The sequence below is a fragment of the Clostridia bacterium genome (assembly GCA_034926675.1).
Lineage (GTDB): Bacteria > Bacillota > DTU025 > DTU025 > DTU025 > JAYFQW01.
In genome coordinates this window covers 1-8,467 of sequence record JAYFQW010000025.1, presented here as the reverse complement: position 1 = coordinate 8,467, position 8,467 = coordinate 1, and the positions used below count along the sequence as shown (strand labels likewise).

Below are 8,467 nucleotides of genomic sequence, written 5' to 3'. Positions count from 1 at the left end.
GATGCGATCACAGCCATCTACGAACTAGCCGGCGGCGCTCCACGGCTGATCAACCAAGCAGCGTCCAAGTGCCTTCTTTTCGGATACGCACACGAGGCTCGAGCCATCGACCCGCTAATCGTCCAAGAAGCTGCCGCAGATTACCTGCGAATCTCCGCAGGTGCATAGAACACCACCTGCCCGGTGCCCTCGTCCCCTCAGACGGGGGCGCTCAACTCTGCCGTCAGGGTGATCACAATCTGGCCGATGCCCGGGCGGCGCCCCCTGGACCTTGACCGCAACCACCATCCGGCCTTCGAGCTCTCTCTCCTCGCAAAGCACAAACACTGTAGCATCCGGCCTTATTGAGCCTCTGATTGCGTTTGTACCAGCCAAAGAATATGCCTTCGGAAGACAGTGAAGCGCTCAGAAAGCGGGCTGCAGCCTATTGTTGATTATCTACAGGAAGCGAGGAACAGAAAACCAGCTTCGGGGGCAGAAGGACTCTCACGAGCGGTATCTGAAAAACAGCCCGGACTACGAGCTGGTCGGGATCTGCGCCGAGGGTGAAGTGCTGCTGACACTCATTTCCCCTGTGGCGGAGAACGTCAAGTGGGGCAAACGACGGAGATACGAGCAAGGCGACATCCGCAGTTTCTCCGGCAAGCCCTGCTTCGGATATGACAAGGCTGCGGACGGCGTACCGACGACAAACGGTGGCCGCGAGTGAACCGGGACAGAAATTCATAAACATCATGCTCAGCGAGAAGATTCGTGGGAACGCTGTTTTCCAGATTTCCCACAATATGGACCAGTTGTCGAAGAAGAATGTCCGCACAGAGCGATCTCCCGCAGTATTGTGCGACCGAAACGCACGAAGCCATTATCGACGATGAAACATGGCAGTGCTTTCAGCTGGAAACGAAGCGCAGGCAGCGATTCTGCAAGGAGCATCACTTCCATCAATACTGTGAGAATTGGCTGAAGTATCCAATTGACGGACGCGTTATTTACAGCCTCTGCAGCTGTATCTGCGGAAGATCGCAGTCAACCCATCTGGCCAACCGTGGCACTCCGCACTGGAAATGCAAAGCTGCTAAGATGAAGGTGCTGCCGGAGGACGGAGAGCGGTTACTCCGCCGGAGCGCTCATGTTGGCGTCGATGTGCCTGCCAGAGCCTTTGTGGAGGCATGGAACGATCTGCTTGACCGTTATGATGATCCGGCTCCGCTATGGGAGGAAACCTCCCACAACGGGAGCGATGTTCTGGCCCGATACCGTGCCGCTTCAGATCGAGTTCTCGCTGTTTTTTCTTGGCCAGCTTTTCATATGGGATATAGCGTTCCATGCCTATTCCCCCTTTCCGAGGGTGCATTATGCGCGCTAGCGGTTCTATGGGTCAAGACTATTGCCAAGTTTGTCATAACTTATTCTGCTTAACTAGTTGTTTTTATGACAGGACCGGAGTATACTAACACTGCGTCAACATGATAAGGAGGGTTATCATGACGATTGACATGAGCATTGTGGGTTCAAATCTGAAATCGCTCAGAGAAGGCATGGGCCTCGGTCAGAAGAACGTTGCCTCTTATCTTGGCGTCGATCAGAGCCTGGTATCGAAGTTTGAATCTGGAGAAAGAGCCATAAGCGCTGATATGCTTGACAAACTTTCCGCGCTGTTTTGCTGCCCTGTTTCGAAGATCGTGACTCCGGATGCTGGCAAACCAAGTCTGGCGTTTGCATTTCGTGCAAACAGGCTTGACGGCAGCGACCTCAAAGCTGTGGCAGTCATCAACAAGATCGCTTTGAACCAATTGCATATGGATAGGCTCACTGGAGATGCTGCCGATGCTTGACAAAATGATGCTCAGTAACAGAGCCGCCGACATCCGAAAAAGGCTGGGAGAGGATTCAGATTCACCCATAGACATTCTTGCGTTGGTCCACTCCATTGACGGGCTGACGCTTGTTCTTTGTCCGCTTGGCGGTAATATCAGCGGCGCTTGTCTGAAGATTGATACGTCCGTCGTGATCGCTGTTAACTCTGGCATGTCCTATGGCCGTCAGAGGTTCACGTTGGCCCACGAACTTTGCCACTACTATTTCGATGAAGGTGCAACGTCAACTATCTGCCCGGTTGGCTTTGGCAACAAGACCGATGAAGAAAAGGAGGCCGACCTGTTTGCGTCTTATCTGCTTATGCCGCAGGCAGCGTTATACCGGAAGGTCCAGGAAGCGAAGCGTTCAGCGAAGAAGAAACTCACGACGGCAGACGTTGTCATGCTGGAGCAACACTTCGGCGTCAGCAGACAGGCAATGCTTGTGCGGCTGCAGATGGACAACGAACTGTCTGCTGCCGATGCCCAGGATATGCGGCAGTATGTAATATCGTCTGCTGCTCGTCTCGGATATGACACCTCACTGTACAGGCCGACACCGGAAGGTAATAACAAAGGAACTTACGGCCACTATATTAGGCAGGCAGAGAACCTCTTGCAGGCAGACGTAGTATCTACCGGGAAATATGAGCAATGGTTGCTTGAAGCCTTCCGTGATGATATCGTTTTCGGCGACGATTCGGACGGAGGCGAGGTAGTTGACTGATCCACTGTTCTTCGATACCGACTGCCTTTCCGCTTTCCTGTGGGCAAGAGGTGAAAGCCTGCTGGCTCAACTGTATCCGGGCCGCGTCGTTATTCCCCGCGCTGTCTATGCAGAGCTGTCGGATCCCGGAATCGCTCATCTGAAAGCACGCGTGGATACCATGCTCGCCGCCGGGCAGGCTGTAATAGCAGAAATCGATGTCGGCACGGACGAATATGACGTCTTTTACAAGCTGACACAGGTTCCGGACGCCGGGCATAAGATTATTGGCGATGGAGAGGCTGCAGCAATTGCGCTGGCAAAGGGAAAAGACGGTATCGTGGCCAGCAACAACCTCCGCCACATCACACTCTACATTGAAGAGTACGGTCTGGAACATGTGACCACCGGCGATATCCTCGTAGATGCATATCAACGTGGTCTGATAACCGAAGTTGAAGGCAACGCGATCTGGGCGCGCATGATCGCTAAGCGCCGCAAGCTTGGCGCTGCTTCATTTTCCGACTATCTTGCCAGTAAATCGAATACGGCTATTATATGACCCGCAATGTAGAGCTATACCAGGCTCACATTGCGGGCCTTTTTCTATTATTGACAAGACTGTAAAGGCTGCTACAGCCGCCCGAAATCTCCTCCTCAGCATAATCGCGTCATTATCATCGATGCCGACTACCGCACCCCATATTCAGCACCCTGACGGCACAGGGTTGAAGGTTTTTTCAGCCGATTGGCAGGCCTGCAAATGGAAATTGCTTCCTTGTGCTCTTGGCGTGATTGTTGTATGCTCAACGTAAGAGGCGTATGGTGGACCCCTTCGTCAAGACACCATTAGTGGGTTTCTTAAGCAACGCCCCGTGCGCTTGAGAGGGGTGAGGGTGGTCCGTCTGCTTTACCGCAGATACACCTCAGCCGGAGTCCTGTATGCTAGCGCTTGATGAGGCCTGAGGTCATTGTAAAACCCGATGTAGTCCCCAATGTCAAGTCTGGCCTCGCGCGGGACTGAATACTCCTTGAGATACACCTTTTCATACTTGAGAGACCGCTAAAACCGCTCTATGAGGATATTGTCCCACGCTCGACCTCTCCCGTCCATGCTGATCTGGACCTCAGCACCACTTACGAGGGCTATGTACTGAGGGCTTGTGAAGTGGCTGCCCTGGTCACTGTTGAGTTGAGTATCTCTGGCCTGGCTACGTCTAGCGCCCTCCTGACTGCGGACAGCACAAACGGTATTTCGAGCGTCTCATCTGCCTCACGTTAACCCACTAACACCCCATATCAGGTGATGAGCGCTCGCGACATCAGCTAAGGGCCCGTATTGGTATGTACGAAAACAACGAAAGGAAGTGACGTGACCATGAAGATCAGCGGGCTCATGGACCAGATGGCCCAGATCGAATCCCAGATAAAGGAGCTAGCTGCCCGAACGGAAGACGCCAAGGCCTCCGAGGAGATGACGCAGTATCTGCAGTTTCTGTCGAGGCATCATCGCTACTCGCTGCTCAACACCATGGCCATATGGATCCACTGCCCTCACGCCACGCACGTGGCAGGATACAAGGCTTGGGAGACATGTGCGAAAGGACGAGAAGGGCATCTCAGTATTCGCCCCTTGCACGCAGGCAGTTCCCGACGCTGACGACGAGGACGAGAAGAAGGCCCGCAGAGTGGTCGGTTTCAAGATAGTCTATGTGTTCGATGTTAGCCAGAACGACGGTAAGCCTTTGCCGGAAGCGCCGATAGTGGCGAATGGCGATGACAACGAGTTCCTGCCAGTGCTGGAGGGCATCGCCTTTCCCTAGCTAGGGCGGTTCACCGTTAAGGGTGCCCGCGGCACAGTCGTGGTCGACGCCAAGGTCATCTAGGTCACGATCAGTGGTAAGCGTATCCCAACAGCCCCGTAGCGGGGCTTTTCTTGTTCTCAAAATCGGGTGTATCGGAGGGCGGTGCCGCGAGCGAATTCGATGTTCCAGGACTGGGCAAGCGATTCTTCTCTCCGTGCACCATTAAGTCATGGTTGCGCCTGTACCGCAAGCACGGGTTTGAGGAGCTAAGCCATCGCAAGAGGAGCGACGCCGGGAAGCAAAGGAGCATTCCCGAACCGATCAAGGGGTTGCTTCGCGACGCCAAGATCGCGAGTCCCCACAGGCCCATCGCCGCCATCTACAGAGATTGCCTCAGAGAGAGATCCAGGTGGAGCGGAAGCGGTTCGTCGTGAGCTGCGCTAAGGGCAAGATCGAGCGCTGGTTCCGTTCTCAGGGCTTCCGGTCAAGGAGATCCATTCAATTGACGACCTGAACAGAATTCTATCTATCTGGGTCTTCAGCGTCTACAACTTCCAGCCCCACTCTTTGCTCAGCGGAATGAGCCCGCTAGAACGTTTCACTAAGCTCATTTTCCGCAGTAGGGGCCTACCAAGTTAGGCACTACAGGACGGAGGGAGTAGAACGCGGTCATGCCTGAGGGCGGCGGTGTTCTCCGATCAGCAGTCCGAGTTTGTCGAGGATACGGTAGTGAAAAGGCAGGGCGTTTTCGACGTGGCTCACCTCGGCGCCGTTGGGCAGCTTGGCCTTGGTCAGGGCGATCTGGTCGAAATTGAGGAACAGCTCACGGACGGATTCATCTATGCCGGCTTCTCTCAGCATCTGCTCGAGGAGGCAGTAGACGACAAGAGCGAGATTGATGACAAATGCAAGCCCTCTTATCCTCAATGTCCGATTCGAGAAACACGGGTCTCACTTTGAGCTGGCTCTTGAGGCGCCGCATGCGCGTTTCGATATGACTTCGCTTTCTGGAAGTGAGGCATATGTCGGCGGCGGTGACGGCGGGATCCATTTCGTTTGAGATCACCACGTACTTGCCGTTTAGTGGCATGAGCCTTTGCAGGGCCTGTTCGTCGACGGACCAAGTGAAGTCGAGACGGGCGTCGTCGCTTGCTGCCTTGGGGTTGTAGATCTTCCGGTACTTGCGCAGAGGACCGCTGAAGAAAGCGTCTATCCGCTTGTCTGCGTAGCTGAGTCTCTTGTAGCGACGCTTGTTTATCTTACGGTCGCGAACATCATGCAGCCACGCGTCGATGGTCTCCATCTCCTTGGATCGTTTCATCTCATCGACAATGTAGCGGGCGTCATCGTCGGCTGGAGCCACGAACTTCGCGTTCCTTGAGTCCAACAGAAACACGTTTTCCACGCTTGCAAGGGCTCTATCCGCTACTACAACATAGTCGGCGCGGCCCGCCTGGCTGAGTGTGGCCTTTAAGGACTCTAGGTTGTCAATGTATGCCGAAGAGGTCAACGGCGGATACATGATCTGCCCAGTCCTCGACCTTGTACACCTACACGCCTTGTAGACGACATGGTCTTCACGAGGATGATGGAGCAGACCGAGAACAGCAAGGCGATCGCGGCCACCCCAATCATGACGGCATTCCCCATTCTTGGCCTTCTCTTGGCCGTTCCTCCCACTGCAAGCCACGCCCCTTCTGATGACCAAATACCGTGATTTCCCATGCTGGCGCCATGAGCGTCCGTTACTACTCCATCGTGGCCAAATCGCGAGTCTCCCCGAATCGGCCGCAGGAGTAGAGCCTCCCGTGTGGAAACTTTCTTTATGGTCATATGCTGGGGCTAGAATCCCTGAAAGGAAGAGTTCGATGAAGAAACAGCCGTTGGTTTGGGGGTCCGCGTTGGTCTTCGCGGTTGCGTGGGCAAGTCTGGATGGCGCTGCAGAATTGAGGTTCGGCGGCGGAGCAGCCTACCAGTTTGGAAGCTACGCCTCACTATGACCAACGGCGAAGCAATGCGCTACGAATTTGCCTATGAGATCCTCGAGCCCGAAAAGGCCTTTTCATTCGATGCGGCAATCACTGCTGATGACGAGGGCCAGGGAATAGAGGGCGTGAGTCTGCACTTCGGCGGTCGCCGCAGCTTCGGAACCGCCGCGACGGGCCCTGACGGAACATGGAGCAAGGACGGTACTAGGGGCACAGTGACTGTGACTGCGGCCAGGCCTGGGTGGACGTTCGATCCCGCCAGCAGGCAAGTTACTGGTCCAGGGGCGAACGTGAGCTTCGTTGGGAGTCGCCAGCTGACCGTAACGCCCAGAGCACTGCAGATGAGTACAGGCCCGTCGAAGTGCACAGCCTGTCAGGAATCGTCGCTATTGTAGCTGGGGAGAGTCTCACCTCGGCTGTCGACAGCTATGGTACCCTATGGAGGTGCGGAAGGTGTGAGGACTTCAGTCCAGGCAGTGTACCTGTCTGGGCGTATCCATTCTAGGGTCACGTCATAAACATGCACAGAAAAGAGGCGGTACGATGAAAAAGCGGAAGCTGACCTATTGCACATTGATAACCATCGTCTTGATCGCCGCCATTTCTCTCCTTCTCTCAGTGCCCGCAGGAGCCAACCAAGACTATGCCCCGGCACAGGTCGACCTGCAGCACACCGAGCTTGGGAGGCAAGCCCCGGGTTCACCAGTACACATGGACACATTTCTGAATGCGGCTGTCCCCTACATCACATTCGAGCATGGGCAAGACCCCTGCTATGTCGCGCGGAAACAGGGCTTTATCCAGTCTGAGCTAAGCGGCCCCCTTTACCGAGACGACGTACTCTATCCTCTTCTGCGAATGACCTACGTCGATATCCCCAAGGGTGCAGATGTAGCGCAGCTCGCGAGGGAATCTGGCATTATCCCCCCTGACGACGATCTTCTGCGGCAAAATGTCCAGATCACCGCCGATATTGCTTGCCAGATGATCGTGAACGCCCGCAACGCCTGGTACGGCAGGCTCGACGCCGAAAAGCCGGCGGAGCCGCTGGACATGATGAACTACTACATATCGAACTCGACCTACACGTATCCGCTTTTTACGTTCTCAGAGGACGGGCGGGTTCTGTGGTATGCGGCTGGCGGTGAGCTGAAAGCGATAAACGTGTCCGACGGAACCGCGTCCGACCGGGTTCCACCCGACAGGCCCTCAAGGGAGGAGTACCCTGCGAACAACGGAGAAAACGTCACGAACATCTACGACAATGCCGGGGTATTGAGGGCCGTCACCGTTGAGCTGGCCAAACGCCGCAACTACATTACCGACAAGTATGTGCTCTATCGTGACAGCCCGAACAAGCCATGGGAGCGTATCGTCAACTTCGACCTGTCGTTGACCCGTGATTTCGAGGTCATCGGGTTCACCGCCGATAACGAAAGAATGGTGGTAAAGACCAACTTCTACGACGACTACGTCACCATCTACGAGATAGAACCCGAAACCATGTCAAGAGAATTGGTCTACCGCAATGAACACGCTGATGTGGCGGTGGACATGATCGCCCTGCTTGCGGGAATCCCCTCCTTCGGCCTGAAGCATCCCAAGACGGGCGAGCCGCTGACCGCTGTATGCATCGACGACAAACTGCGTCTTGTCTGCCTAGACGACGCCGTCGCCGCGATCGTTGATCGTGTTCGGGAAGACCTCGGAGAGAACCACTACCCGGTGGCGATCAGCCCTGAGTTCGATTACGTGGTGCTGATGCACCGGGACGACAGGGATTACGGCAGCTATCGGCTGTACAATGTGGAAAGCAGGACGGCGACGCTTCTTCTATCATCAGACATACCCATCTGCGATGTCGGACACACCTACCCGGTGTCGTTCACGGCGAGCGACGGGAAGACGGTCTTTGGGTATCTCACAGTGCCGCTCGGCAAGAGTCCACGTAACCTACCACTGATGATCAATGGTAAGCGTCAAATAGCGCCCACATGGCAATCTGCGTCTTGAAGGGCATAGGCCCGATCAGCGGACTGCCGTCTGTGATGGCCCCCGATGAGATACCCCCGTATGTGTCTGCGCGGGCCGCGGCGCTCCGCATTGGCCTAG

11 protein-coding genes and 1 pseudogene are annotated in these 8,467 nt (G+C 55.2%); 9 read left to right on the top strand and 3 right to left on the bottom strand.

What is annotated here, in order from left to right; translation table 11 throughout:
* Positions 1–427: 427 nt before the first annotated feature.
* From VB144_07720 to VB144_07705, 4 genes are all read left to right on the top strand, one after another.
* Positions 428–709, top strand: coding sequence for a hypothetical protein (locus VB144_07720; GenBank protein MEA4883526.1), 282 nt, complete (start codon positions 428–430; stop codon positions 707–709).
* Between the two features lie 775 nt (positions 710–1,484).
* Positions 1,485–1,835 carry a helix-turn-helix transcriptional regulator gene (locus VB144_07715; GenBank protein MEA4883525.1) on the top strand — a complete coding sequence of 117 codons (351 nt, stop codon included), beginning with the start codon at positions 1,485–1,487 and terminating at the stop codon, positions 1,833–1,835.
* Entirely contained in the window at positions 1,828–2,583 is a 756-nt protein-coding gene (locus VB144_07710; GenBank protein MEA4883524.1) for an ImmA/IrrE family metallo-endopeptidase, read from the top strand. Before VB144_07715 ends, VB144_07710 begins: the two co-directional genes overlap by 8 nt.
* On the top strand, positions 2,576–3,124 hold the full coding sequence (locus VB144_07705) for a hypothetical protein (protein ID MEA4883523.1): 549 nt from the start codon (positions 2,576–2,578) through the stop codon (positions 3,122–3,124). The genes VB144_07710 and VB144_07705 overlap by 8 nt, the downstream gene beginning before the upstream one ends.
* Positions 3,125–3,472: 348 nt before the next feature.
* On the opposite strand, the pseudogene VB144_07700 reads toward VB144_07705, so the two are convergent.
* A pseudogene (locus VB144_07700) lies at positions 3,473–3,828 on the bottom strand (integrase core domain-containing protein).
* A gap of 112 nt (positions 3,829–3,940) precedes the next feature.
* Between VB144_07700 and VB144_07695 the strand changes: the two are divergent.
* The 3 genes from VB144_07695 to VB144_07685 all read left to right on the top strand — a co-directional run bounded on the left by VB144_07695 (position 3,941) and on the right by VB144_07685 (position 4,801).
* On the top strand, positions 3,941–4,222 hold the full coding sequence (locus tag VB144_07695; GenBank protein ID MEA4883522.1) for a hypothetical protein: 282 nt from the start codon (positions 3,941–3,943) through the stop codon (positions 4,220–4,222).
* Between the two features lie 28 nt (positions 4,223–4,250).
* On the top strand, positions 4,251–4,385 hold the full coding sequence (locus tag VB144_07690; GenBank protein MEA4883521.1) for a hypothetical protein: 135 nt from the start codon (positions 4,251–4,253) through the stop codon (positions 4,383–4,385).
* 113 nt (positions 4,386–4,498) lie between these two features.
* A complete protein-coding gene (locus VB144_07685; protein MEA4883520.1) occupies positions 4,499–4,801 on the top strand; it encodes a helix-turn-helix domain-containing protein in 303 nt (100 codons plus the stop codon).
* Between the two features lie 235 nt (positions 4,802–5,036).
* On the opposite strand, the gene VB144_07680 is transcribed toward VB144_07685, so the two are convergent.
* Both VB144_07680 and VB144_07675 read right to left on the bottom strand, forming a co-directional pair.
* Positions 5,037–5,228: a hypothetical protein gene (locus VB144_07680; GenBank protein ID MEA4883519.1), complete on the bottom strand. Its 192-nt coding sequence runs from the start codon at positions 5,226–5,228 to the stop codon at positions 5,037–5,039.
* Complete coding sequence (locus VB144_07675) at positions 5,203–6,057, bottom strand: transposase (GenBank protein ID MEA4883518.1); 855 nt, start codon at positions 6,055–6,057, stop codon at positions 5,203–5,205. Before VB144_07675 ends, VB144_07680 begins: the two co-directional genes overlap by 26 nt.
* A gap of 306 nt (positions 6,058–6,363) precedes the next feature.
* Between VB144_07675 and VB144_07670 the strand changes: the two genes are divergently transcribed.
* Both VB144_07670 and VB144_07665 read left to right on the top strand, forming a co-directional pair.
* Entirely contained in the window at positions 6,364–6,750 is a 387-nt protein-coding gene (locus VB144_07670) for a hypothetical protein (protein MEA4883517.1), read from the top strand.
* Between the two features lie 148 nt (positions 6,751–6,898).
* Positions 6,899–8,368 carry a hypothetical protein gene (locus tag VB144_07665; GenBank protein ID MEA4883516.1) on the top strand — a complete coding sequence of 490 codons (1,470 nt, stop codon included), beginning with the start codon at positions 6,899–6,901 and terminating at the stop codon, positions 8,366–8,368.
* Positions 8,369–8,467: the final 99 nt, after the last annotated feature.